Below are 23,892 nucleotides of genomic sequence, written 5' to 3'. Positions count from 1 at the left end.
CCCGTCGGGTCCGGTGCCCGCGCGCGAGCGGCGCCGGACCCTCGGGCAAGATGGGGGGATGTCCGCAGGAACCTTCACCCTCGCCGAGTCAGTCGAACTCGCCGTCGTCGAGCGCTCGGGCTTCGTCGAGTCGCGGCACGCCGGCTCGGCCGTGCTGTTGGACTCCGACGGTCGCATCGCCCGCAGCCTCGGCGCTCCCACGGCGCCGATCTTCCCCCGCTCGTGCCTCAAGCCTTTCCAGGCACTCGCCGTCATGACCGCGGGCGTCGAGCTGAGCGGCGCGGAGGCGGTCATCGCGACCGCGAGTCACGCCGGCATCCCCCAGCAGGTCGCCCTGGTGCAGAACCTGCTGTTCCGCGCGGGGCTCGACCATTCGGCGCTCCAGTGCCCCTCCGACTGGCCCGGCGACTCCGCTGCCCGCGCTCGGCTTCTGCGGGCAGGCGGCACGGCCGACCCCCTTTACATGAACTGCTCGGGCAAGCACGCCGCGATGCTGCTGGCCTGCGTGCAGAACGGCTGGAGCACCGAGGACTATCTCGAGCGATCCCACCCGCTACAGCAGCACATCGTCGACACGATCGAGCGCCTCACTGGCGAACGCGTGGTGGCGACCGGCGTCGACGGGTGCGGCGCGCCGGTGCATGCCCTGCCTCTGACGGCGCTCGCGAAAGGGATCTCGCGGATCGTCTCCTCGTCGCCCGCCTCCCCCTTCGGCCTCTACCGTCAGGCCGGCCTGCTGACCACGGCGATCCTCGAGAACGCGTGGGCCCTCGACGGTCCCGGCCGCGACAACACTGTCGTGATCGAGCGGCTCGGTCTCGTCGCGAAGCTCGGCGCCGAAGGCGTGCTCGTGATGGCCTCCCCCGACGGGACCACGGTCGCGCTCAAGATCCTCGACGGCAGCCTCCGCGCGGCCACCGTGGTGGCGTTGAAGCTGTTGGTCGAGGCCGAAGCGGTCGATCGGACGGCGGCGAACGAGGTGCTCGTCCGCCTGAACCCGGTGGTCTCGGGAGGCGGCGTGCCCGTGGGCGCGATCCGCGCCTCCTACGTCTGATCCTCTTCTCGCCGGCGTGATTCGACCGTCTCTCGAGGGAGGCGCGACTACTGCCGCTTCGCCAGCCGCTTCGCCCGAGCCGCGGACGAGACCTGGATCACGACGACCACCACGATCGCCAGGAGGAACACCGCCGAGGCGATGACGTTGGCTTCCGCGGGGATACCACGCGCCGCCGCGATGTAGATGTACTTCGGGAACGTCGTCACCGAGCCGGAGTTGAAGTTCGTGATGATGAAGTCGTCGAAGCTCAGCGCGAAGGAGAGCAGCGCGGCCGCGAGAATGCCCGGGAGCAGCAGCGGGAACGTGATGCGCCAGAAGACCTGCCCGGGCGACGCGTAGAGATCGCGCCCCGCCTCCTCGAGACGCGGATCGAGGCTCGCGACCCGCGCCTTCACTGTCACCACGACGAAGCTGATGCAGAACATCGTGTGCGCGAGCACGATCGTCACGATCCCCTTCTCGGCGCCCACGCTGAGGAACTGTGCGGCCAGACCCGCGCCGAGGACCACCTCCGGGGTCGCCATCGGCAGGAACAGCAGCAGACTGATCGCCGAGCGGAAGCGGAAACGGAACCGCACGAGGGCGAGGGCGATCATCGTGCCGAGCACGGTCGCCAGCACCGTCGCGATCCCCCCGACGAGCAGGCTGTTGCCGAACGCGGTCATCACCTCCTCGCTCGTCCACGCCGACACCCACTTGTCGAAGGTGAATCCCCGCCATGCAAGGTTGCTCTTGACCGAGTCGTTGAACGAGAACACGAAGGTATAGGCGATGGGGATGAGGAGGAAGATCAGCGCGAGGGCGGTGTAGACGCCCCACCCGAGCCCGCGGAAGCCTCGCAGGCGGCGGACGGGAGCGGACCCCGGCGCGCCGAGCGCTTCCTGAGCGCTGGCGATCGGACGGTCGGCGGTCGCGGTCATAGGAGGTCCTCCGTTCCACTGCGCTTCACGTAGACGCCGACGATGATCAGGATCACGGCCATCAGGATGATCGAGAGCGCCGCAGCCGCTGGGTAGTTCTCCAGCGTGAGGAAGTTCGCCTCGATCGCGTTGCCCACCATCGAGGTCTGCGAGGAGCCGAGGAAGTCACGGCTCGCGTTGATGTAGTCGCCCGCCGCGGGGATGAAGGTGAGGAGCGTGCCCGAGACGATGCCGGGCATCGAGAGCGGGACGGTGACCTTCCAGAAGACGGAGGCGGGTGTCGCATACAGGTCGGACCCGGCCTCGATGAGCCGCGTGTCGAGCCGTTCGAGCGTCGTGTACAGCGGCAGCGTCATGAACGGGATGAAGTTGTAGGTGATCCCGAACACGACCGCGAACGGCGTGCCCGTCAGGTGTCCGTCGCCCGGGAGGATCGCGAGCGTCTTGAGCGCCTGCACGAGCGGGCTCTCGTCCGACAGGATCTGCTTCCACGCCAGCGTCCGCAGCAGGAAGCTGATGAAGAACGGCGCGATCACGAGGGTCAGCAGCAGGTTCTGCAGCAGCGGCCACGGCCGCGCCTTCACCCCGATGACGTAGGCGAGCGGATAGCTGATGAGCAGCGCCAGGACGGTCGCGAGCAGCGCGTAGCCGAAGGATCGCACCATGTGCGGCCAATAGTCGGCCATCACGGCCAGGTAGTTCTGCCACGCGAATCCGGGCGCGTACTCGCCGATGTCGCCGTCGGGGACCTCGACCTGAAACGAGGTGATCACGAGAGAGATGAGCGGAGCGAGGAAGAACAGCAGCATGTAGGCGATGCCCGGCAGCAGCAGGACCAGGGCGACCCAGGAGCGTCGGCGGACCGGCGCATCCCGCTGCTCCGGGGATCCGGCAGGGGCGGCCCCCGAGGCGAAGGCGGCGAAGGCCACGTTCAGACTCCGCTCGACCGGCCGGCGAGCAACCGACGCTTCTGCAGGGCGATCGCGTTCGTGGAGTCGTCCGGGGTGAAGCGAGGGAGGCTTCCCGGCTCGTCCTCCAGGCCGAAGCCGTGCGCCGTGTTCCAGCTGACCCAGACCTCGGCGCCCTCGCCGACGACGGGACCGAACACCATGTTCTGCGCGAAGACCACGATGGGACCGAGCCCCGGGATGCGGATCGTGTACTGGGTGCTGACTCCGCTGAACGAGACGTCGAGGACGCGACCCGGACCGAGCACGATCCTGTCCGGCGTCTCCGGCGGCTCTTGTGTGAGCAGGAGGAGCTTCTCGGGGCGGATCCCGATGGTCACCTCACCGCTCGTCCGTGCGGAGCGGGCGGCAGGGACCACGAGGCGGTGGCCGCCCACGTCGACGGTGATCGCCTGCTGCGTCGACGACACGACCTCGCCGGTGAAGAGGTTCGACTGGCCGAGGAAGTTCGCGACGAACGCGGTGCGGGGAAGCTCGTAGAGCTCCTCCGGCGCCCCCATTTGCTCGATGCGTCCCTTGTTCATCACCGCGACGGTGTCGGCCATGGTCATGGCCTCTTCTTGGTCGTGGGTGACATGGAGGAAGGTGAGCCCCACCTCCTCCTGGATGGACTTCAGCTCGAGCTGCATCTGCCGGCGGAGCTTGAGGTCGAGTGCGCCCAGCGGCTCGTCGAGGAGAAGGAGCGCGGGGCGGTTCACGATCGCCCGGGCGAGAGCGACCCGCTGCTGTTGGCCTCCCGAGAGCTGGACGGGGCGACGCTGCGCGAGATGATCGAGCTCGACCAGACGCAGGGCCTCGTGCGCCTTGCCGAGCGCGTCGCCGATCTTGCGACGCTTGAGCCCGAAGGCGACGTTCTCGAGGACCGACATATGGGGGAAGAGCGCGTATGACTGGAACACCGTATTGACCTGGCGCTGAAAGGTCTTGGTCGCGGTGACGTCGCGGCCGCCGAGGAGGATGCGACCGGCGGACGGCTCCTCGAGGCCTGCGACCAGGCGCAGGGTCGTCGTCTTGCCGCAGCCCGACGGGCCGAGCAGGGCGAAGAAGGAACCCGCGGGGATCGTGAGATCGAGCGACTCGATGGCGGTGAAGCCCGGGTAGTGCTTGCTGATCCCGACCAGCTGGAGGTCGGCGCCGCTCTCGGCGAAAGTTCCAGCCCCCATCAGATGCCCAGCAACACTTTCTGGAACTCGGCCTGATAGCGCTTCTCCTCGGCCGCAGTCAGCGTCCGGAAGACGTGCGATTGGGCGAGCGTCTGCTCGTCGGGGAAGATCAGCTGGTTCTCGGCCAGCTCGGGATCGATGCTCTCCATGACTTCCTTCGCTCCGTCGACGGGGGTGATGTAGTTGACCCAGGCAGCCACCTCGGCGGCCACCTCCGGCTCGTAGTAGTAGTTCATCAGCGCTTCGGCGTTGGCCTTGCGCTGACTGCCCAGGGGAACGACGAAGGTGTCGTTCCAGAGGGTTCCGCCGGAGTCGGGGAACGCGAACTCCCACTTGTCGCCGGCTTCGGTGTTGATGAGGGTGATGTCGCCCGACCAGCAGATGGCTGCGAGGGTGTCCTCGTTCTGCAGGTCGTTGAGATAGGCGTTGCCTTTGATGTTGCGGATCTGCCCCGCATCGACCTGCTGGCGGAACACGTCGATCGCGTTCATGAACGCGTCGTCGCCCCACGGACCTGCGATGTCCGTGCCCTCCGCGAGCATGATCAGGCCGATCGTGTCGCGCATCTCGCTGAGCACGCCGACGCGGCCTCGGAGCGACGGGTCCCAGAGATCCTCGATGCTCGAGAGGCCGCCGGGCAGCTTGTCCTTGTTCCAGCAGATGCCTGCGAAACCAGCCTGGTAGGGCAGTGACAGGTGGCGGCCCGGGTCGAAGTCGGGGTTCGCGAGCGAGGGCGTCAGATTCGCGATGTTCGGGATGTTGGCGTGGTCCAGTTCTTGCACGAACCCGCGTCGGACGAGTCTGGAGACCATCCATTCCGTGAGGCACACGGTGTCGGCCCCGATGTACTGACCGAGCGCGAGCTGGTCCTTGACCTTCCCGTAGTAGGAGTTGTTGTCGTCGACGGCCACGTTGTAGGTGACCGAGATCCCGGTCTGCTTCTCGAAGGCGAGGAGGGAGGGGTAGTTTCCGTCGTCGTCCTCGTCCATGTAGGCGGGCCAGTTGTCCCACACGAGCTGGGGGTCGCTCGCCGAGAGATCGGCGGCCGGAGTCGGCGCCGGTCTGCTCGTCGGCGCGCACGCGGCGAGCGCGAGGGCACCGGCTCCGAGCCCGAGTCCCCCGAGGACCGTACGGCGGGTGAGCGTCGCCCGGCGCTCACGCTCGTGGGAGCGTGCCACGGCTACGGCCTGGCGGAGGAGGGGATCCCGTGGCAGAGGACGGGTCATAGCGGAGACTCCTGACTGCGTCGAAGCTCGAACGGACCGGCGTGAACGTGGGGAAATAGTGGCACAACGCTCGTTCGCCTGTCACGGAGAACGGAGGAGAACGTGCATCTGGAAACATGATCGTCACGAAATCCGTGCCGCAAACTCGATTCGACCGCGGAATCGGTGCCTGGATGGGCTGGCGCTCAGCCTTCGACGGGTCGGCGGACAGGGCGGCCGGCCGAGCCGTCCACACGCTCGACCGCCATCTCGACGGAGGAGAGCAGGAGGCGACTGCCGATCTTCGCGCGGTAGCGTCGGCCAGCCTCGAGCGGCAGTGGCGCCTGGGCGGGAGCGATCAGAAGGGAGCCGTTCGCCGACCAGCGGTCACGCACCCAGAGGCCGCCCTCGTCGAAGCCGAACTCCAGGTGGGTCTTCGAGAGGGACCGCGCGGGGTCGATGACGGCGAGGATGTGGCGGAAGGTCTCACCGGGATCAGGGAGCGGCTGTCGCCCGATCAGCCCGTTGCCCGTGACGATGGCGTGTTGCCCGGAGGCGAAGGCGAGCCGTACGAGGCCCTGCGCAGCGGGTGCGATCGGCGCGCCCGGAGCGGGGCGACGGTGACGGCCGGGGGCCAGCCCGGGCAGCCACGCTCTCCGCGAGGGATCGAGGACGGTCGTGTCGCCCGACGAGGTCGGGCTCACCGAACCGGAGGCCGCGTGCGTCGCGACCGAGGATCCGCACTCGCCGCAGAGGATCGCCCCCGGATCGAGGGTGGAGCCACACGTGCTGCAGATCACCGAGAACGCCCTTCCTCCCTCCCATGGTACCCAGCGGTCGCCTCCTGCCCTGGGGGCTGCCGGTGGGTTCCCGCGGCATCGTGGACCGCCGGCGCTCAGAGCCCGTCGATGGCGAGGGACTCGCCGCTCACCGCGAGGACATCCACGACGATCGCCGTGACGTTGTCGCGAGCGCCGTTCTCGAGCGCGGCCTCGAGGAGGCGGTCCGCGGCGTCCTGCGCCGAGGCAGACTCGGCGAGCACGTGCTCCAGGCCCGCGTCGGTCAGCTCCTTCGTGAGTCCGTCCGAGCAGATGAGGAGGCGGGATCCGGCGATGACGGGCACGAGCCGGTAGTCGGGGATGGGCGCTTCGTGGAACCCCACCGCACGGGTGATCACGTTGCTGTGCGGGTGCACGTCGGCCTCGTCTCGGGTGATCAGGCCCGCGTCCACCAGCTCTTGCACGATCGAATGGTCGACCGTGAGCTGCAGGAACGAGCCCTGGACGCAGAGGTAGACACGCGAGTCTCCGATGTTGAACACCGACCAGTACGGCTCGCCGGCCACCGCGGTGAGGGCGATGCCGGTGACGGTCGTTCCGGTGCCGCGGTCAGCCCGGCCGGGCTGCCGAGCGATGTCGGCGACAGCGTCGCGGAGGGCGCGGTCGATCTCCTCCGGGCCGATGGTGGCTCCGGTCGCGGCGACGGAGAGCCGCGAGACGACGGCATCGCTCGCGACCTCTCCTGCTGCGTGGCCGCCCATGCCGTCGGCGACGGCGAAGAGGGGCGACTTCGCCAGGTAGCTGTCCTCGTTCGCACCACGCACGAGTCCGATGTGGGTGCGAGCGGCCCAGCCGAGGGTGACCTCGGCCGACGGCGCGTCGGAGCTCCACGCCGAGACGGGGACGGTGATGGACGCACGACTGCGTCCGATCTGCGTCATCGCGTCTCCTCGTTCCGGGCGGTCCGGCGCGCGCGGCACGAACTCCTCCCGATGGTATCCGCTGGATCGGGGCGTTCCGCGCGCGGGAGCGGAACGCCACCTTCCCGTTCTCTGTGCCGCGGAGCTCGGTCTCCGAGGCATCGCACGAGGATCTACGACGACCGATTTCCGCAGCTTTGCGGGAGCCGCCATACGGATTCACTTGCCCGAGGCTTCGTCGACTGTCAGAATCAGCGCATGAGTCCCACCCGTCCTCCGTCGTCGCGTCCAATTCAGCTCGACGAGGTCTCGAAGGCGATCATCGAGCAACTCCAAGCCGACGGTCGGCGCTCGTACGCCGAGATCGGCAAAGCCGTCGGGCTTAGTGAGGCGGCGGTGCGGCAGAGGGTGCAGAAGCTCACGGAGTCGGGGGTCATGCAGATCGTCGCGGTCACCGATCCGATGCAACTGGGCTTCTACCGGCAGGCGATGATCGGCGTGCGGATCACCGGCGATGCGCGCACCGTAGCGGATCTGCTGGCGTCGATTCCCGCGGTGGACTACGTGGTCCTCACCGCGGGATCGTTCGACATCCTCGCCGAGGTCGTATGCGAGAACGACGACGACCTGATCGAGCTGCTCAACCACGAGATCCGCTCTCTCCCGGGGGTGCTCTCGACCGAGACCTTCGTCTATCTGAAACTCCACAAGCAGTTCTACAACTGGGGGACGCGATAACCGATGACCACCGACACGGCCTTCTCGACGGGCGGACTCGAATCGGGTGATCCGGTGCGCGGCACCGAGACACTCTCCGGGATCGACGACTCGGCGTTGCAGCGCAAGGCGAAGGACCATCTCTGGATGCACTTCACCCGGCAGTCCACGATGGACTCGGGGGCGGGCGTGCCGATCATCACTCGGGGGGAGGGTCATCACATCTGGGACAGCACGGGCCGCAAGTACTTCGACGGGCTCTCGGGGCTCTTCGTCGTCAACGCCGGCCATGGGCGGCGGCGTCTGGCGGCGGCGGCGGCGAAGCAGGCGGCGGAGCTCTCGTTCTTCCCGCTGTGGTCGTATGCGACGCCGTCCGCCATCGAGCTCGCCGATCGACTCGCCGGCTACGCTCCGGGAGACCTCAATCGCGTCTTCTTCTCGACAGGCGGAGGCGAGGCGGTCGAGACCGCCTTCAAACTCGCGAAGCATTTCTGGAAGCTGCAGGGCAAGCCGGGCAAGCACAAGGTCATCTCGCGGGCCGTCGCCTACCACGGCACTCCGCAGGGCGCGCTCGCGATCACCGGAATCCCGGCGATGAAGGCGATGTTTGAACCGCTCGTCCCGGGTGGGTTCCGCGTGCCCAACACCAACTTCTACCGTGCGCCGCAACACGGGGACGACCTCGAGGCGTTCGGAGTCTGGGCCGCCGATCGCATCGAGGAGATGATCGAGTTCGAGGGGGCGGAGACGGTCGCCGCCGTGTTCCTCGAGCCGGTGCAGAACTCCGGCGGCTGCTTCCCGCCGCCGCCCGGCTACTTTCAACGGGTGCGCGAGATCTGCGACCGGCACGATGTGCTCCTCGTGTCGGATGAGGTGATCTGCGCCTTCGGGCGCATCGGCCACATGTTCGCGTGCGACGAGTACGGATTCGTTCCCGACATGATCACGTGTGCCAAGGGCATGACCAGCGGCTACTCCCCCATAGGCGCGACGATCGTCAGCGATCGGATCTATGAGCCCTTCCGGCACGGCCAGGTCTCGTTCCCGCACGGGTACACCTTCGGCGGCCACCCTGTCTCTGCCGCCGTCGCGCTCGAGAACCTCGACATCTTCGAGGAGGAGCGGCTCAACGAACGGGTCCGCGAGAACTCGCCGGTGTTCCGCTCGACGCTCGAGAAGCTGCTCGACCTTCCGATCGTGGGCGACGTCCGCGGCGCGGGGTACTTCTTCGGCATCGAGCTCGTGAAGGACAAGGCGACCAAAGAGACGTTCGACGACGCCGAGTCGGAGCGCCTCCTGCGGGGATTCCTGTCGAAGGCGCTGTTCGACGCCGGCCTGTACTGCCGCGCCGATGACCGGGGCGACCCGGTCGTCCAGCTCGCTCCCCCGCTCACGATCGGACCGAAGGAGTTCGACGAGATCGAGCAGATTCTCCGCGGTGTCCTGACCGAGGCCTGGTCGCGTCTCTGACCCGCTCGTGCCGGTCGCGGTCATGCGACACGGGGGCAGCCGGCCAGCGGCTCGGCGCAGCAGAGCAGAGCGAGGAGGGCCCGTGCGCCGAGGTCGTGCGGGTCGGCTCCGATGGCACGGTGCGTGAGCACGACCGCCTCCTCGCGGTCTCCCCCACGCAGTCGTAGCGCGGCCAAGAGGACCAGGACGGCGGGGCTCTCGGTCGCGGGAGCGAGTTCGGCCGCGAGGCGGACGAGCTCCGTGGTCGACCACAGATCGCCCGCCGCGGCGCTCGGGCGCTCGTCGAGGAGCCGGAGGAGCCGCGCATTCCACTCGTCGCGCTGAGCGCACACGATGAGGCGGGCGAGCGTCGAGGTCGCGAGCGGTTGTCGTCCCACCCGACTGAGCGAGTGCTCGAGCGACCGCAGAACCGCTCCGGGCAACCGAGCCGTCGGATGCCGGTCGAGCAGAAGGTCGACCTCGCGCATGACCGCCAGCGCATCGACATCGGGTTCGAGGACGACGGCGAGCTGTCGACCCTCGCGGGCGACGGAGGCCGGAGCCGCGTGGCCGCCTCCAGGGGCGGACGATGCCGGGGAGAGTGAGCGTGTCTGCGTCATGTCTCGAGAGTGCCGCGAGGAGGACCTGCTGCGGCAGCTCCTCGTCCGATCGGTGGACAACTCGGGCAAGAGCGCCCTGTGAAGGAGCTAATGCACGCGAGGCGTCGGAGCAAGTGCTGGGTCACCGCCGACGGCCGCTCTACTGTCGAGACAGCGGACGACAGGAGACGACATGAGCCAGACGCACACCTACGCGGAGCCCTCCCGGGGGACTGGCGGGACGAGCACCCTCGGGTCCGTTCTCGTGCTCCTTGCCTTCCTCGCGATCTCGTTCGCCGTCGCGGCATTCGGGACGGTCTCGACGATCGCGAATGTCGGCGGCTGGTATGCCGACGCGGAGAAGGCGCCGTGGTCGCCTCCGAACCTGCTGTTCGGGCCGGTCTGGACCGCTCTCTACACCCTGATGTCGGTCGCCGCATGGCTTGTCTGGCGTCGCCGCGGTGAGCCCGGAGCCGGGCGTGCCTTGCGTCTCTACGTGGTGCAACTCGTCCTGAACTGCCTCTGGACGCCGTTCTTCTTCGGAGCGTTCCCTCTGATCGGTCCCTCCGCTCTCTGGATCGGGCTGGCGATCATCGTGGCTCTAGACGTGTTGGTGGCCTTGACCCTGCTCGCCTTCTCGCACCACTCGAAGCCCGCCGCGGCCATGCTCGTGCCCTATCTCCTCTGGGTTCTCTTCGCGACGACCCTCAACGCCGCCGTGGCGGTGCTGAACACCTGATCCCTCCACAGGAGTGGATTCACCGAGTTCTGCACCGATGTCCGAATCCCGCGAGGGACGCCGCGGCCCCGCGGATACTCTCATGGCATGAGAACGACTCCCGCACACGTCCGCCGCACCGACAGCCCTCTCGGTCGCATCGAGGTGGGTAGCGATGGCACCTCGATCGTGTCGCTGGCGATCGAGCGGGCATCGATCCTCCCGCACGATCACCTCGCAGCATCGGACACGCCCGTCCTCCGCGACGCGATCGAGCAGCTCGACGAGTACTTCGCGGGGGCGCGTCGCCACTTCGATCTTCCGCTCGCCTTGCGCGGCACCGCCTTCCAGCTCGAGATCTGGGAGGAGCTTCGTCGCCTTCCTTTTGGCGGGATCACGTCCTATGGCGCCCTCGGCGAACAGGTCGGGCGCCTCCGGGCGGGCCGTCCCATCGGCGGCGCCGTCGGCGCGAACCCGATCCCGATCATCGTCGGCTGCCATCGTGTGCTGGCGGGCGACGGCCGGATCACCGGCTTCAGCGCCGGCGAGGGAATCGCCACCAAGGCGTGGCTGCTCGATCATGAGGGGATCGCATACCGATGAGCGTCACCGACGGGCTGATCGTCGGAGACGACGGTAAGGCCCGTTGCGCCTGGAGCGGAGACGATCCCGAGTACCGCCGGTACCACGACGAGGAATGGGGCGTGCCGTTGCGCGGCGATCGACCGCTCTTCGAGAAGGTCTGCCTCGAGGGGTTCCAGGCCGGCCTGTCGTGGATCACCATTCTCCGCAAGCGCCCGCGCTTCCGGGAGGTCTTCCACGACTTCGATCTCCACGCCGTCTCTCAGATGGGCGAAGAGGACGTCGAGCGGTTGCTCGCCGACAGCGGGATCATCCGCAATCGCGCCAAGATCCTGGCGACCATCGGCAATGCCTCCGCCGCGCTGCGCCTGATCGCGGCCGAAGGAGACGGCGCCCTCGACCGCCTGATCTGGTCGGTCCACACGCCCGAGCCCGGTCGCGTCGTGCGCTCCGGAGACGTCCCAGCCACCACTCCAGCGTCCCTCACGCTCTCGCGCACCCTCCGGTCGGCGGGCTTTCGTTTCGTCGGGCCCACCACGATGTACGCACTGATGCAATCGGCCGGAGTCGTCGACGACCATCTGACGGGATGCTTTCGCTCGAGCCGCTGAGCCCGCCTCAGCCCTCAGCGACCACGAGGTCCAGCTCGCCCGCACGGGAACTCGGAGCCAGCTCGAACCCGCGGCCCGCGGCCCAGCTCGCGAGCCCCTCGAGCGTCTCGTCCGCGACACCATCCTCAGCGAGAGCCCTGACGAAGCGCCCCTTGCCGAGCTTGTTGAAGTGGTTGAGGGAGCGGAGGCGACCCTCCGCGTCCCGCGAGCGTACCCGCACGAACCAGCGGCTCTCCCCCGGAGTCAGCGGCCCGAGAGCCGCATAGACCTCGCTCCGGAGGTCGAGGACAAGCCCGGGCAGGGAGCCGAGCACCCCTGACGCTACCGCCGCCCACCAGCGGCGCAGGGGCACGCCGGGGATCCGGGAGTCGTGGGACAGACGATACGCGGGGATCGCATCGAGAGCGCCGACCGGTCCCCAGAGGGCGGACTGGATCAGCACGTGGTCGTCGAGCCATTCCCGCGCCGGGGTCGAGAGGCTGCCGGCGTCGAGCGCATCGAACAGCACCCCGTCGAAGCGGTCGACCGCAGGCATGCCCGGCGCCGTCGGCAGCGCCGCGTTGCGCTCGATCTCGCCGAGCTGGCGCGGACCGAGCTTCAAGGCACGCGCCGCAGCAGCAGGATCGGCAGAAAGGGCGACGAGCGCCTCCAGCAGCACCCGGCGACGCTCGGCCAGCTCGGGGAACGCGAGCCTCTCGAGCGAGAACGCCATCGAGCCTCCGTCGCGCTTGGTCTCAGACGGGGGAAGCAGGACGTGCACGGGGCTCCTTTCGCGGGATGAGCCGGGACGACGAGAGGGGCCGCGCGATCTCGATGGATCGCCCGGCCCCTCCGCAGGACGTCGTGCTCTAGACGAGCGCCGCCTCCCTGGCGACCACGGTGACGACATCGTTCTCGACCGAGAGGAAGCCGTCCTCCGCTTGCGCAGTGAGACGGGTACCGTCCACGGCCGTGACCCGCACCTCGCCCGAGGCGAGGATCGCGAGCAGAGGCTCGTGGCCGGCGAGGATACCAATTTCGCCCTCGACGGTGCGGGCCGTGAGCTGCTTCGCCTCGCCCGCCCAAATCTCGGCCGTGGCCGAGACGACGCTGACCTTCAAGGTCCCGGCCATGATCAGCCGTTCTCCTTCTGGATCTGAGCCCACTTCTCCTCGACGTCGGTGATCGGGCCGACGTTGAAGAACGCCTGCTCGGCCACGTGGTCGAACTCGCCCTTGGCGATCGCGTCGAACGACTCGATCGTCTGCTTGAGCGGAACCGTGGAACCCTCGACGCCGGTGAACTTCTTGGCCATGTAGGTGTTCTGCGAGAGGAACTGCTGGATCCGGCGCGCACGCGACACCGTGATCTTGTCCTCCTCCGACAGCTCGTCGACACCGAGGATCGCGATGATCTCCTGCAGCTCCTTGTTCTTCTGAAGGATCTGCTTGACCGTCGTCGCGACGCGGTAGTGATCGGCGCCCAGGTAGCGGGGGTCGAGGATGCGCGAGGTCGAGGTCAGCGGGTCGACGGCCGGATAGAGGCCCTTCGACGCGATCTCTCGCGAAAGCTCGGTCGTCGCGTCGAGGTGCGCGAAGGTGGTCGCCGGAGCCGGGTCGGTGTAATCGTCGGCGGGGACGTAGATCGCCTGCAGCGAGGTGATCGAGTGTCCGCGAGTCGAGGTGATGCGCTCCTGGAGGACACCCATCTCGTCGGCGAGGTTCGGCTGGTAGCCCACCGCAGAAGGCATGCGGCCCAGGAGGGTCGACACCTCCGAGCCCGCCTGGGTGAAGCGGAAGATGTTGTCGATGAACAGCAGCACGTCCTGCTTCTGCACATCACGGAAGTACTCCGCCATGGTCAGCGCGGACAGGGCCACGCGGAGGCGGGTTCCCGGCGGCTCGTCCATCTGGCCGAAGACGAGCGCGGTCTTGTCGAAGACGCCCGCCTCCTCCATCTCGGCGATGAGGTCGTTGCCCTCACGGGTGCGCTCGCCGACACCGGCGAACACCGAGACACCACCGTGGTCCTGCGCGACGCGCTGGATCATCTCCTGGATGAGGACGGTCTTGCCGACGCCCGCGCCGCCGAACAGGCCGATCTTGCCGCCCTGCACGTACGGGGTGAGCAGGTCGATGACCTTGATGCCGGTCTCGAACAGCTCCGTCTTGGACTCGAGCTGGTCGAACGCCGGGGGCTTGCGGTGGATGGGCCAGCGCTCCGTGATCTCGAACGACTGGCCGTTGACCGTGCCGTCCGCATCGGCGTTGAGGACCTCGCCGATCACGTTGAAGACCTTGCCCTTGGTCACGTCGCCGACGGGCACCGAGATGGGCAGGCCGGTGTCGTGGACCTCCTGGCCGCGGACGAGTCCATCGGTCGGGTTGAGCGAGATGGCACGGACGAGGTCGTCGCCCAGGTGCTGTGCGACCTCGAAGGTCAGCTTGCTCGAGACGCCCTCGACCTCGACGTGCGTGTAGAGCGCGTTGTAGACCTCGGGGATCGCGTCGTGGGGGAACTCGATGTCAACGACGGGGCCGGTCACGCGGGCGATACGGCCGATGGCCCCGCCCGACGTCCCGGTCGCCGCCTCAGGTGCGGTCAGTGTCATTGCTTCTTCCTTCTGTGGTCACACCGCTCCCGGAGGGCGGAGTCGTCTAGGTCGGGGAGGTGGGCCGTCTACTTGGACGACGACAGGGCGTCGGCGCCGCCGACGATCTCGGCGATCTGCTGCGTGATCTCGGTCTGGCGGGCGTTGTTCGCGAGGCGCGTGTAGGTCTTGATCAGCGTGTCCGCGTTGTCGCTCGCCGACTTCATCGCCTTCTGGCGCGCCGCGTGCTCGGAGGCCGCCGACTGCAGCATCGCGTTGAAGATGCGGCTCTCGACGTACACCGGCAGGAGGCGGTCGAGGACCGTCTCGGGGTCGGGTTCGAACTCGTAGAGCGGGTAGAGCTCGCGGTTCTCGTCCTCTGCGCCCTCGACGACCTCGAGCGGCAGGAGGCGGACGACGGTCGGCTGCTGGGTGACCATGCTGACGAAGCGGTTGTAGACGAGGTGGATCTCGTCCACTCCGCCCTCCTCGTCGTCGAGGTTGTAGGCCTCGACAACGGCGTCGGCGATCTCTTTGGCCGTCTCGAACACCGGCTGGTCGGTGCCCCCCGTCCAGACGCGCACGCTGGGGCGCTTCCGGAACGAGAAGTACGCGTTGGCCTTGCGGCCGACCAGATAGAAGACGACCTCCTTGCCCTCGCTGCGCAGCAGCGTGGCCAGTTCCTCCGCCTCCTTGAGCACGCTCGACGAGAACGCGCCCGCAAGGCCGCGATCGGAGGTGAAGATCACGATCGCGGCCGTGTCGAGCTTCTCGCGCTCGGTCGTGAGCGGGTGCTCGACGTTCGAGTACGTTGCCACGGCCGACACGGCCCGCGTGATCGCGTTCGAGTACGGAGCCGCGGCGGCGACGCGGTGCTGCGCCTTCTGGATGCGCGAGGCCGAGATCAGCTCCATGGCCCGAGTGATCTTCTTGGTCGTCTGGGCCGAACGGATCTTCGACCGGTAGACCCGAAGTTGCGCTCCCATGTGTCTCCTGTAGTCCTTGTGTGGCGAATCGTCAGGGCGTCGCGATCAGCGACGGCCCTTGACGATCTTCTCTTGGCCGACCTCGTCGGCCGAGATCGCCTGGTGCTCCTCGCGTCCGACCGAGGCGAGCGGGGTGCCCTCGCCCGTCTGGAACTCGAGCTTGAACCCGTCGACCGCGCGGTGCAGCTCGGCGACGGTGTCGTCCGAGAGCACGTTGGTCTCGCGCAGCGTGGTGAGGACCTGGGTGTTGCGGCCCAGGTAGTCGAGCAGTTCGCGCTCGAAGCGGAGCACGTCCGAGACAGGCACCTCGTCGAGCTTGCCGTTGGTGCCGGCCCAGATCGAGACGACCTGCTCCTCGACGGGGTACGGCGAGTACTGCGGCTGCTTGAGCAGCTCCGTCAGGCGGGCGCCGCGGGCGAGCTGACGGCGCGAGGCGGCGTCGAGGTCGGAGGCGAACATCGCGAAGGCCTCGAGCGAGCGGTACTGGGCGAGCTCGAGCTTGAGGGTGCCGGAGACCTTCTTGATCGACTTGACCTGGGCGTCACCGCCGACGCGCGACACCGAGATCCCGACGTCGACCGCGGGACGCTGGTTGGCGTTGAACAGGTCGGACTGGAGGAAGATCTGACCGTCGGTGATCGAGATCACGTTGGTCGGGATGTACGCCGAGACATCGTTGGCCTTGGTCTCGATGATGGGGAGGCCCGTCATCGATCCGGCGCCGAGCGCGTCGGACAGCTTCGCGCAACGCTCCAGCAGGCGAGAGTGCAGGTAGAAGACGTCACCCGGGTAGGCCTCACGTCCCGGCGGCCGGCGCAGGAGGAGCGACACGGCGCGGTAGGCCTCGGCCTGCTTCGACAGGTCGTCGAAGATGATGAGGACGTGCTTGCCGCCGTACATCCAGTGCTGCCCGATGGCAGAACCCGTGTAGGGGGCGAGGTACTTGAAGCCGGCGGGGTCGGAGGCGGGGGACGCGACGATCGTCGTGTACTCCATCGCGCCCGCGTCCTCGAGCGCACCCTTGACCGACGCGATGGTCGAGCCCTTCTGGCCGATCGCGACGTAGATGCAGCGAACCTGCTTGTTGACGTCGCCCGACTCCCAGTTGGCCTTCTGGTTGATGATCGTGTCGATCGCGATCGCGGTCTTGCCGGTCTGGCGGTCGCCGATGATCAGCTGACGCTGTCCGCGACCGATGGGGATCATCGCGTCGATGGCCTTGATGCCGGTCTGTAGCGGCTCGTGGACCGACTTGCGCGACATGACGCCGGGCGCTTGCAGTTCGAGGGCGCGACGGCCCTCGGAGACGATGTCTCCGAGTCCGTCGATCGGGTTGCCCAGCGGGTCGACCACGCGGCCGAGGTAGGCGTCGCCGACGGGGACAGAGAGGACCTCGCCGGTGCGGGTCACCTCCATGCCCTCTTCGATGCCGGAGAACTCGCCGAGCACGACGACGCCGATCTCGTTCTCGTCGAGGTTCTGGGCGAGACCCAGGACGCCGTTGGAGAAACGGATGAGCTCGTTCGCCATGACGCCGGGGAGTCCCTCGACGTGGGCGATGCCGTCGGCGGCGTCGATGACGTAGCCGACCTCGGTGGTGGAGGCCTTGCCCGGCTCGTACGACGAGACGAAGTCTTTCAGCGCGTCGCGGATCTCATCCGGGCTGATGGTGATATCTGCCATGGGAATTCCTATTCGTTGGGTCCGTGCGAGCCGAGGAGGTCGTCGGGGCCTGACCTGGATGGTGCGGGGGCGGCGCGAGCCGCTCCCTGAGGATACGTGCGCCCGTCAGGACGCGAGCTGGAGTTTCAGGTCGGTCAGTCGAGCGGAGACGGTGCCGTCGATGACCTCGTCGCCGACGTGCAGACGCATGCCTCCCAGGAGGGAGGGATCGACGACGACATTGACCGAGACCGGACGGTCGTACTGGCGCGAAAGGGTCGAGCGAAGACGGTCGAGCTGCTCCGGTGCGAGAGGCGCGGCGACGGACACTGTGGCGAGGGTGAACCCGCCCTGGTCGGCCATGACGCCCGCCGCGAAGCGGATGAGCTCGGGGATGCGTCGACCGCGCGGGTGCGCGACGAGCTGTCGGAGGATCGCGATCGTCTCGGCCGACGCCTTGCCCTCGATGAGGCGCTGCACGAGCGCCACCTTCGAATCGGCCGCGGCGAGCTTGCTGCCGAGCGCGAGCTCCAGCTGAGCGTCTGACGCGACGGCCGCGCCGAACGAGTGCAGTTCGCGCTCAAGCGACACACCCTCGGGAGCGGAGGCGGCGATCGCGCGGACCCCGACCTCCTCGACTCCCGCGACCAGGTCGCTCGGGCTCGACCAACGGTGCCCGACGATCACGGTGAGCAGCCGCTTGGCCGGCTCGCCGAACGGACCGAAGACGCGTGCGACGAGAGCCTGCTTGCTGCTGGAGTCGGCGCTGGGATCGCCGAGGGCCGCGCGCAGCTGCGCCTGGCCGTCGATGACCCGAGCCGCCTCGAAGAGCTGCTGGGCCGTGTCGAGGGACGCCTGGTCGCCAAGGGCGGAGAGCTCCGCCTTCGCCGACGCGAGTGCCTGCCTGGACGCGCTGCCCATCAGCTGTTCGCCTTCTCCGAGGCCTCGAGGTCGGCGAGGAAGCGGTCCACGATCGCGGACGCCTTCGCGTCGTCGTTGAGGCTCTCGCCGATCACGCCGGAGGCGAGATCGATGGCGAGGGTTCCGACTTCGGAGCGCAGTGAGACGACGGCCGCCTGGCGGTCTGCCTCGATCTGGGCGTGCGCGTGGTGCAAGATACGCTCCGCCTCGACCTGGGCCTGCTCCTTCTTCGCCGCGACGATCGCGTTGCCGTCGGCGTGCGCCTTGTCGCGGATCGCTCCGGCTTCGGCGCGTGCCTCGGCGAGCTGGGCGGTGTACTTCTCGAGGGCGGCCTCGGCCTGTCGCTGGGCCTCGTCGGCCTTCGCGATGTTCCCCTCGATCGCCGCGGAGCGCTCGTCGAGCAGCTTCTGCAGGCGCGGAAGGACCATCCTCCAGAAGAAGACGAGCAGGACGAGGAAGATCACCCCCGACCAGAAGAAGTCGTAGAACTCCGGGATCAGGATGATCGCGGGGACGTCACCTTCTTCCGCAGCGATGTTCACAGCGGTGCCGAACACGACTACGCCGCGAAGATGAAGTAGGTGGCGAGACCGATGAGCGCGAGCACCTCGGTGAACGCGATGCCGAGGAACATCGTGGTCTGGAGGCGACCGGCCATCTCGGGCTGGCGCGCCATGGCCTCGACGGTCTTGCCCGCGACGATGCCGACACCGATGCCGGGGCCGATCGCTGCGAGGCCGTAACCGACCGTCGCGATGTTGCCGGAGAGTTCGGCGAGAACGGTGACTGAGTCCACGAGTGGGTCCTTTCAGTGGGGTGATCGTGTGAACGGGTGGAAGCCCGTGAGTAGTGGTGTCAGTGCTCCTCGGCGACGGCCAACTGGATGTAGACCGCGGCGAGCAGGGTGAAGATGTAGGCCTGGAGGACGGCGACGAGGAGCTCGAAGAGCGTGAACGCGCCTCCGCCGACGAGGGTCACGACACCGAAGAGCTTGAAGCCCGGGTCGATCTGGGAGCTGAAGAAGAAGAACTGCGTGGCCGAGAAGCAGAGCACGAGCAGCAGGTGGCCGACGATCATGTTCATCACGAGTCGCAGCGCGAGCGAGAGCGGCCGGATGATGAAGGTCTGCAGGAGCTCGATCGGCGTGAGGATGAAGTAGATCAGGACCGGCGCGCCGGGCGGGAACAGGGCGTTCTTGAAGAAGCCGACACCGCGGTCCTTGATGCCCGCATAGATGAACGTGACGTACGCGACGAGCCCGAGGAACAGCGGCATGCCGACGACGGAGGTTCCCGCGATGTTCAGGAACGGGATCACGCCCGTGAGGTTCATCGAGATGATCGCGAAGAAGATCGTCACGAGGATCGGCAGGAAGCGACGGGCGTCCTTCTCGCCGAGGATGTCCTTCGCGATGGTGACGCGTACGAAGTCGAAGGCCAGCTCGACGATGCTCTGGAAACGACCGGGCACGAGGCGGAGCCGACGCGTGCCGAGCCAGAAGAACAGCATCAGGGCGAGGACCGCGATGAAGCGGACCATCATGACACGGTTGATCTCGAAGGGGGTTCCCTCGAAGAGGAACCCGGGCGGGAAGAACTCGGAGATCGACGGGGTGTGGAAGTCACTCTCACCGGTCGAGGACGAGACCAACAGGGTCACAGCGTTAGCAAACAGCGCTAGCTCCTGGAATTCGGGGCGTGGCACGCGGCAACCGGGTGATCGGGATCACTCGGACACAACGCTCTCGCGACGACGAAAGGTGGGGTTTTCCGCTCGGATGGCGCTCGCACTCAACGATCGACATCAACGATGAGACGACCTGAGGACACGTTCGCCTGCGGTATTCGTGCCTACTGTAGCAACAGAAGAGGCCGAGGGCCGAATCGTGGTGCTCTCAGGTAGCACTCGGCGGGCGCTCATCGAGCGAGGTCGCTGACGTTCGCCATCCTTGAGCGCGAGACGACGAGCACGTCGATGACGAGCGAGCCGAGCACTGCCGCGATGATCGTCACGAAGAGAGCCGTGCTGTTGAGCCACGGCTGTTCGCGCAAGACCAGGGCGGCGATCACGAAGAGCACGAACTTGGCCAGCCAGGTGCCGAGGACGACCGCGAAGAAGCCTCCGATGTCGAGCCGGTTCGCGACCAGGATGCTCGCCGCGGTGAGCGCGACCATCGCGCCTCCGACGAGGGCGCCCAGCAGTGCGCCGATCGCGCCCGCTCCTCCCGCGACGAGCGCGCCGAGGATCGTGCCGACCACCGCGAGCGCGAGGACGAACACGCCGCCGACCGCGAGGGTGCGACGCAGCACGGGGACGGAGGCGGGAACGGGGTGGGCGGCCGGGTCGGATCCGGTCATGATGCTTCTTTCCGCGCCGCGGGCGGCGCTGAGGGGACGCGATCGCTCGGAAGGACGACCGAGGGGTGGATCGACTCCGTGGCGGAGGCGACATCGAGCGGGTCGAGCACGGGCGAGGCCTCGGCCGACTGTGCGGCGGCCTCGAGGCGCTTACGTCGGCTGAGGGGCAGGAGCGTCACGATCGTGCAGATCAGAAGGCCCACGGCCAGGAAGACCAGGGGGACCCAGAGGACGTCGACGACGAACATCAACAGGCAACTGACCGCGATGACGGCCGTCCACGCGTAGAAGATCAGCACGGCGTGCAAGTGGGAGTGCCCCATGTCGAGGAGGCGGTGGTGAAGGTGCTTGCGGTCGGCGCTGAACGGCGACTTGCCGGCGCGGAGCCTCCGCACCACGGCCAGGCCGAAGTCCATCAGCGGCACCACGAGCACGGCGAACGGCAAGATGATCGGGATGAAGGCGGGCAGGAGCTCTTTCGCAGCGAGCTGGGCCGGATCGACCTGACCGGTCACGGCGATCGCCGACGTGGCCATCAGCATCCCCACGAGCAACGCTCCTCCGTCGCCCATGAACATCTTGGCCGGCCGCCAGTTGATCGGGAGAAAGCCCGCGCACGCGCCGACGAGCACGACCGCGATCAACGACGCGAGGTTGAAGTAGTCCGTGGGTGAGGTCTGCTGCACGAGCAGGTAGCTGTAGAGGAAGAACACGCCGTTGGCGATGAGCGCGACCCCGGCGACGAGCCCGTCGAGCCCGTCGATGAAGTTGAGCGCATTGGTCACCAGCACGATGGCGAGGACCGTGATGATGAGCGACATCCACGGCGAGCCCACGGTGAGTCCGCTGATCGGCAGCGAGACGATCTGCACGCCTTTCCACGCGATCAGCCCGGCCGCGATCATCTGGCCGGCGAGCTTCGTCGTCCAGTCGAGGTCCCAGATGTCGTCGGCGACCCCGATCAAGACGATGAGGAGACTCGCGCCGAGGATCGCGAGGATCGGCTCGGGATTCGCGAAGACGAGACGGAAGTAGGGCAGCTGCGAGGCGATACCGAAGCCGACGAGGATGCCGAGGAACATGGCGATCCCGCCGAGCCGCGGAGTGGGGCGCGTGTGCATGTCGCGCGCACGGATCTGGGGATAGAGCCGGAATCTCAGGCTGAGCTTCCAGATGACGAAGGAGAGAGCGCCGGTGACGATCGCGACGGCGAGCGAGACGAGGGCGAAGGTGATCATCGGCTACTCACGCGTCGCGGAGGCGGCGCCGGACGCCCCGCTCTCGCTCTCGTCCTGCAGACGGGCGCCCGAGGCCCAGTCGGGGCGAGCAGGGGTGCGCGGGGGATCCTCGTGGAGCGACGACTCGGACGGGACGGAGGCGTCGTAAGACGTCGCGGCGTCGGACGCGGGCTCCCCCGTCGACGGGGCGTCGCTCGCCGGGACGGAGTCGGGGAGCAACTCCCCCACGACCTCCCGGAGCCGCTCAGCCGAGACCACGCCCTGACGCAGGACGCGCAACGTCCCGCCCTCGAAGCTCAGAGCGGTCGCGTCGATGATGGTCGAGGACTCGCTCGCGCCGGCGGGTCGCTCGCCGTAGCGGGAGCCGGCGGCACCGGCGTCGAGGTAGACGTCGACCGCCTCGCCGAGCTGCTCGAACGCCTCCTGCGCGGTCGTTGCGGAGGGGCGGCCCGTCTTGTTCGCCGAGGAGACGGCGAGCGGCCCGGTCTCGGCGAGGAGCTCGAGGGTCACGGGATTGTCGGGCATGCGCAGGGCGACCGTGCCCCGGGTCTCGCCGAGGTCCCAGACGAGAGAGGGCTGGGCGTGCAGAACGATCGTCAGTCCGCCCGGCCAGAAGGCCTTGGCGAGCTGACGGACGGCGTCGGGCACGTTCTCGGCGAGCGCGTCGAGCGCGGCGACGTCACCGATGAGCACGGGAGGGGGCGACTGGCGCGTCCGGCCCTTCGCGTCGAGCAGGCGCTGCACCGCAGTGGCGTCGAATGCGTTGGCCGCGACGCCGTAGACCGTGTCGGTCGGGAGCACGACGAGCTCGCCCCGGCCGAGCGCCGTTCGCGCGAGACGGGTGCCGGTCAGGAGGTCCGTGTCGACGGAGCAGTCGTAGATGCGTGCCATAACGCGGGCCATGATACCGGCGCCCGTCGAGCGGGCGGTCCGAGAGCAGAGCGACTCGGGGCGGCAGGTCGCACCGGCCGCCTCTCACCGCAGTCTCACCCGGGCCACCGAGAGTCGCTCCGCCGCGCGCGTCGGCGCTCCGGGCACCTGTTCCGCCTCGAGAGTCGACGCTCGGGCGCCGCCCCGCACCTCCGCCCGCATCCCCGCCACGAGAGCGACAGAGACCGCCATCACTGCGCGGGAGTGCTGATCGCCGAACCAGCTGGTGTTGTCGGCCATCCCGTGGACGAAGATCCAGAGGAGACCGACGGCCAGGGCCCCGACCACCACCGCCTCGGACGTGTCGACCCGGAGCAGGAGGCGCAGCACGGCGACTGTGGCCGTCAGGAGGAAGGCGAGGACCGGCAAGGCGAGGAGCAGGCCTCCGTTCGCCCACGCCATCACCACGAGGTTGTGCGGAGGCCGCGGTTCGGAATGCTGGGTGAACTGAGCGGCCCTCGCCAGCCACAGGTCGTGCCAGCCGCCGAAGCCCAACCCGAGAAGCCACTGCTCCGGGAAGGCGCTCGCAGCCAGGCGCAGGAACTCGCCCCGGGCGCCGAGGGTGAGCAGGCCGGCGTTCGCGAGCTGCGGGAACAGCGCGGCCACTCCGAAGACACCCGCGACCGTCGTCGGGATCGCGATCAGCCACGCGATGGGGCCCATCGTCTTGCCCTTGAGGCCGCGCACCGCCGCCACTCCGAGGGGCAGCGCGAGCGCGAGGACGATCGCCGTCTTGGAGAGGGTGAACAGGGCGCCCGCGAGGCCGCCGAGCGCGCTGAGCAGCAGAATGCCTCCGCCCTGCCGTCGCCATGCGGCGAACGAGAGCATCGCGGTGCCCGCCATGAACATCGACGCGATGTTGCCGTTGAGGAAGAACCCGCCCGACTTCTCCTGCAACACGTTGTTGAACGCGGTCGTGAAGATGTCGCGCACGTAGACGTCGGAGAACAGGACAGCGTCGGGCCATCGAAGGTAGGCGGTCTCGAGCGCGGGATCGACCTGGAAGAGGATCGTCAGGCCGCACTGGAGCAGGAACGCCGGGGAGGACCAGGCGAGGGCGCGACCCACGACCCTCCAGGCACCCGGCCCCGCCTGTCGCACCGCCAGGTAGGGGGTGAGGATCGAGAGGCCGGCGATGAGGTCGCGCACCCCCTCGGCAACTGCGCGGGAGTAACTCAGCGCGAAGAGCGTCGCCACCAGGATGAGGACGATGAGGACGGCGAAGCGGTCGAGGCGGAGGCCGGATGGCCGCAGCAGCACGGAAGGCAGGAAGAGCAGGCTCCAGGCGACCGGCGCGGTGAGCGGGCCCAGGGTATAGAACTGCAGCACGCTGAGCGTCAGGAGCACGGCGAGGAACAGCACCGTCCGGCGCTCCCTGCGTTGCTGCGCGGGATCGGCGACGAGCCCGACCGCCCGACCGTGGGCGCGCGGCGTTATCGGGCGCCTCCCCGCGGCTGGGAGATGGGGAGCCGGGGAGCCGGGACGAGGCGCAGGACGGCGCGACACCGGGGATGAGGGGCGCTGCGAGTCGGTGTGCCGCC

Annotated in this window: 26 protein-coding genes; 6 read left to right on the top strand and 20 right to left on the bottom strand. The window is 68.2% G+C overall.

The annotated features are described in order from the left end of the window. The first annotated feature begins 58 nt into the window (after positions 1 to 58). Entirely contained in the window at positions 59 to 1,054 is a 996-nt protein-coding gene (locus ITJ45_RS05120) for an asparaginase (protein ID WP_194608930.1), read from the top strand. Between the two features lie 47 nt (positions 1,055 to 1,101). Here ITJ45_RS05120 and ITJ45_RS05115 read toward each other — a convergent pair whose 3' ends face one another. From ITJ45_RS05115 to ITJ45_RS05090, 6 genes are all read right to left on the bottom strand, one after another. Then, positions 1,102 to 1,977: an ABC transporter permease gene (locus ITJ45_RS05115; RefSeq protein WP_194608932.1), complete on the bottom strand. Its 876-nt coding sequence runs from the start codon at positions 1,975 to 1,977 to the stop codon at positions 1,102 to 1,104. Continuing rightward, complete coding sequence (locus tag ITJ45_RS05110; protein WP_194608934.1) at positions 1,974 to 2,906, bottom strand: ABC transporter permease; 933 nt, start codon at positions 2,904 to 2,906, stop codon at positions 1,974 to 1,976. The genes ITJ45_RS05115 and ITJ45_RS05110 overlap by 4 nt, the downstream gene beginning before the upstream one ends. A 2-nt stretch (positions 2,907 to 2,908) precedes the next feature. Further along, entirely contained in the window at positions 2,909 to 4,108 is a 1,200-nt protein-coding gene (locus ITJ45_RS05105; protein WP_194608936.1) for an ABC transporter ATP-binding protein, read from the bottom strand. Next, positions 4,108 to 5,286, bottom strand: a complete 1,179-nt coding sequence (locus ITJ45_RS05100; protein WP_323742945.1) for a spermidine/putrescine ABC transporter substrate-binding protein — start codon at positions 5,284 to 5,286, stop codon at positions 4,108 to 4,110. The genes ITJ45_RS05105 and ITJ45_RS05100 overlap by 1 nt, the downstream gene beginning before the upstream one ends. 233 nt (positions 5,287 to 5,519) lie before the next feature. Further along, positions 5,520 to 6,113: a hypothetical protein gene (locus ITJ45_RS05095; RefSeq protein WP_194608940.1), complete on the bottom strand. Its 594-nt coding sequence runs from the start codon at positions 6,111 to 6,113 to the stop codon at positions 5,520 to 5,522. Between the two features lie 95 nt (positions 6,114 to 6,208). Next, positions 6,209 to 7,033 carry a PP2C family protein-serine/threonine phosphatase gene (locus ITJ45_RS05090; protein ID WP_194608942.1) on the bottom strand — a complete coding sequence of 275 codons (825 nt, stop codon included), beginning with the start codon at positions 7,031 to 7,033 and terminating at the stop codon, positions 6,209 to 6,211. A 237-nt stretch (positions 7,034 to 7,270) separates the two neighbouring features. Here ITJ45_RS05090 and ITJ45_RS05085 point away from each other — a divergent pair, with 237 nt between their 5' ends. Both ITJ45_RS05085 and ITJ45_RS05080 read left to right on the top strand, forming a co-directional pair. Next, positions 7,271 to 7,750, top strand: coding sequence for an Lrp/AsnC family transcriptional regulator (locus ITJ45_RS05085; protein WP_194608944.1), 480 nt, complete (start codon positions 7,271 to 7,273; stop codon positions 7,748 to 7,750). A 3-nt stretch (positions 7,751 to 7,753) separates the two neighbouring features. Continuing rightward, positions 7,754 to 9,199, top strand: coding sequence for an aspartate aminotransferase family protein (locus ITJ45_RS05080; protein ID WP_194608946.1), 1,446 nt, complete (start codon positions 7,754 to 7,756; stop codon positions 9,197 to 9,199). A 20-nt stretch (positions 9,200 to 9,219) separates the two neighbouring features. Here the strand turns inward: ITJ45_RS05080 and ITJ45_RS05075 are convergent, their stop codons facing one another. Next, positions 9,220 to 9,798: a hypothetical protein gene (locus tag ITJ45_RS05075; RefSeq protein WP_194608947.1), complete on the bottom strand. Its 579-nt coding sequence runs from the start codon at positions 9,796 to 9,798 to the stop codon at positions 9,220 to 9,222. 172 nt (positions 9,799 to 9,970) lie between these two features. Between ITJ45_RS05075 and ITJ45_RS05070 the strand changes: the two genes are divergently transcribed. The 3 genes from ITJ45_RS05070 to ITJ45_RS05060 all read left to right on the top strand — a co-directional run bounded on the left by ITJ45_RS05070 (position 9,971) and on the right by ITJ45_RS05060 (position 11,688). Next, a complete protein-coding gene (locus ITJ45_RS05070) occupies positions 9,971 to 10,516 on the top strand; it encodes a TspO/MBR family protein (protein ID WP_194608949.1) in 546 nt (181 codons plus the stop codon). Positions 10,517 to 10,603: 87 nt separating this feature from the next. Continuing rightward, positions 10,604 to 11,098, top strand: coding sequence for a methylated-DNA--[protein]-cysteine S-methyltransferase (locus ITJ45_RS05065; protein WP_194608951.1), 495 nt, complete (start codon positions 10,604 to 10,606; stop codon positions 11,096 to 11,098). Then, positions 11,095 to 11,688, top strand: a complete 594-nt coding sequence (locus ITJ45_RS05060; RefSeq protein ID WP_194608952.1) for a DNA-3-methyladenine glycosylase I — start codon at positions 11,095 to 11,097, stop codon at positions 11,686 to 11,688. The genes ITJ45_RS05065 and ITJ45_RS05060 overlap by 4 nt, the downstream gene beginning before the upstream one ends. Before the next feature lie 7 nt (positions 11,689 to 11,695). Here the strand turns inward: ITJ45_RS05060 and ITJ45_RS05055 are convergent, their stop codons facing one another. The 13 genes from ITJ45_RS05055 to ITJ45_RS04995 all read right to left on the bottom strand — a co-directional run bounded on the left by ITJ45_RS05055 (position 11,696) and on the right by ITJ45_RS04995 (position 23,713). After that, on the bottom strand, positions 11,696 to 12,448 hold the full coding sequence (locus ITJ45_RS05055; RefSeq protein WP_194608954.1) for a YaaA family protein: 753 nt from the start codon (positions 12,446 to 12,448) through the stop codon (positions 11,696 to 11,698). 88 nt (positions 12,449 to 12,536) lie between these two features. Continuing rightward, complete coding sequence (locus ITJ45_RS05050; protein ID WP_194608956.1) at positions 12,537 to 12,800, bottom strand: F0F1 ATP synthase subunit epsilon; 264 nt, start codon at positions 12,798 to 12,800, stop codon at positions 12,537 to 12,539. A gap of 2 nt (positions 12,801 to 12,802) precedes the next feature. Next, a complete protein-coding gene (gene atpD / locus ITJ45_RS05045; protein WP_194608957.1) occupies positions 12,803 to 14,278 on the bottom strand; it encodes a F0F1 ATP synthase subunit beta in 1,476 nt (491 codons plus the stop codon). Positions 14,279 to 14,346: 68 nt separating this feature from the next. Beyond that, complete coding sequence (locus ITJ45_RS05040; protein WP_194608959.1) at positions 14,347 to 15,243, bottom strand: F0F1 ATP synthase subunit gamma; 897 nt, start codon at positions 15,241 to 15,243, stop codon at positions 14,347 to 14,349. 45 nt (positions 15,244 to 15,288) lie between these two features. Continuing rightward, positions 15,289 to 16,926: a F0F1 ATP synthase subunit alpha gene (atpA, locus tag ITJ45_RS05035; RefSeq protein ID WP_194608961.1), complete on the bottom strand. Its 1,638-nt coding sequence runs from the start codon at positions 16,924 to 16,926 to the stop codon at positions 15,289 to 15,291. Between the two features lie 105 nt (positions 16,927 to 17,031). After that, positions 17,032 to 17,826 (bottom strand): F0F1 ATP synthase subunit delta, encoded by a 795-nt coding sequence (locus tag ITJ45_RS05030; RefSeq protein WP_194608963.1) that lies wholly within the window; start codon positions 17,824 to 17,826, stop codon positions 17,032 to 17,034. Next, positions 17,826 to 18,383: a F0F1 ATP synthase subunit B gene (locus tag ITJ45_RS05025; RefSeq protein WP_323742946.1), complete on the bottom strand. Its 558-nt coding sequence runs from the start codon at positions 18,381 to 18,383 to the stop codon at positions 17,826 to 17,828. The genes ITJ45_RS05030 and ITJ45_RS05025 overlap by 1 nt, the downstream gene beginning before the upstream one ends. A gap of 2 nt (positions 18,384 to 18,385) precedes the next feature. Then, a complete protein-coding gene (locus ITJ45_RS05020) occupies positions 18,386 to 18,622 on the bottom strand; it encodes an ATP synthase F0 subunit C (protein ID WP_194608965.1) in 237 nt (78 codons plus the stop codon). 59 nt (positions 18,623 to 18,681) lie between these two features. Beyond that, positions 18,682 to 19,485 carry a F0F1 ATP synthase subunit A gene (gene atpB, locus ITJ45_RS05015; RefSeq protein ID WP_194608967.1) on the bottom strand — a complete coding sequence of 268 codons (804 nt, stop codon included), beginning with the start codon at positions 19,483 to 19,485 and terminating at the stop codon, positions 18,682 to 18,684. Between the two features lie 257 nt (positions 19,486 to 19,742). Further along, positions 19,743 to 20,183, bottom strand: a complete 441-nt coding sequence (locus ITJ45_RS05010) for a hypothetical protein (protein WP_194608969.1) — start codon at positions 20,181 to 20,183, stop codon at positions 19,743 to 19,745. Continuing rightward, complete coding sequence (locus ITJ45_RS05005) at positions 20,180 to 21,421, bottom strand: MraY family glycosyltransferase (protein ID WP_194608971.1); 1,242 nt, start codon at positions 21,419 to 21,421, stop codon at positions 20,180 to 20,182. The genes ITJ45_RS05010 and ITJ45_RS05005 overlap by 4 nt, the downstream gene beginning before the upstream one ends. 3 nt (positions 21,422 to 21,424) lie before the next feature. Continuing rightward, positions 21,425 to 22,312 carry an L-threonylcarbamoyladenylate synthase gene (locus ITJ45_RS05000; RefSeq protein ID WP_194608973.1) on the bottom strand — a complete coding sequence of 296 codons (888 nt, stop codon included), beginning with the start codon at positions 22,310 to 22,312 and terminating at the stop codon, positions 21,425 to 21,427. A gap of 84 nt (positions 22,313 to 22,396) precedes the next feature. Then, positions 22,397 to 23,713: an O-antigen ligase family protein gene (locus tag ITJ45_RS04995; protein ID WP_194608975.1), complete on the bottom strand. Its 1,317-nt coding sequence runs from the start codon at positions 23,711 to 23,713 to the stop codon at positions 22,397 to 22,399. Positions 23,714 to 23,892: the final 179 nt, after the last annotated feature.

Source organism: Rathayibacter sp. VKM Ac-2879, from assembly GCF_015351245.1.
Taxonomy (GTDB): domain Bacteria; phylum Actinomycetota; class Actinomycetes; order Actinomycetales; family Microbacteriaceae; genus Rathayibacter.
The sequence above is the reverse complement of the archived record's forward strand: the minus strand, read 5'-3'. Positions and strand labels throughout refer to the sequence as shown.